Here is a 417-nt window from a genome sequence, read left to right as displayed (position 1 = left end):
GCGAAGAATTCTGGGAATTTTTCATATTCATGCGGCTCGATGACATTGCCGATCCGGAGCGCATAGATATCGGCGCCGGAGCGCTCGGCGAAAGCACGCGCCGTCTTTTCATTGACCACCTTCGACAGCCCGTAGGAATCCATCGGATTGACGTCGTAGTCCTCTTCGAGCGGGAACTGATGGAAGTCGCGATGGCCTTCGGCGAAGCAGACCCCATAGGTCGTCTCGCTGGAGGCGACGATGATCTTGCGGATGCCGAGTTTCACCGCCGCTTCGATGACATTGTAGGTGCCCATCGTGTTGATGCGGAAGGTCTCGTTGTCGGTCTTGATCAGGACGCGCGGAATGGCGGCGAAATGCACCACGGCATCGAAAGGCTGCACGCCCCTGCCATGATCGAGATCGGGAGAATCCCGG

Annotated in this window: 1 protein-coding gene; it reads right to left on the bottom strand. The window is 58.0% G+C overall.

Features of this window, described 5'->3' with window-relative positions; translation table 11 throughout:
• The coding region (locus tag AC1D0P_RS30545; RefSeq protein ID WP_477680156.1) for an NAD-dependent epimerase/dehydratase family protein at positions 1-417 on the bottom strand (417 nt) is incomplete at both ends.

The sequence above is a fragment of the Polaromonas sp. P1_G2 genome, from assembly GCF_056405515.1.
Note: the sequence above shows the minus strand (reverse complement) of the source record. Positions and strands in the feature narration are given on the sequence as shown.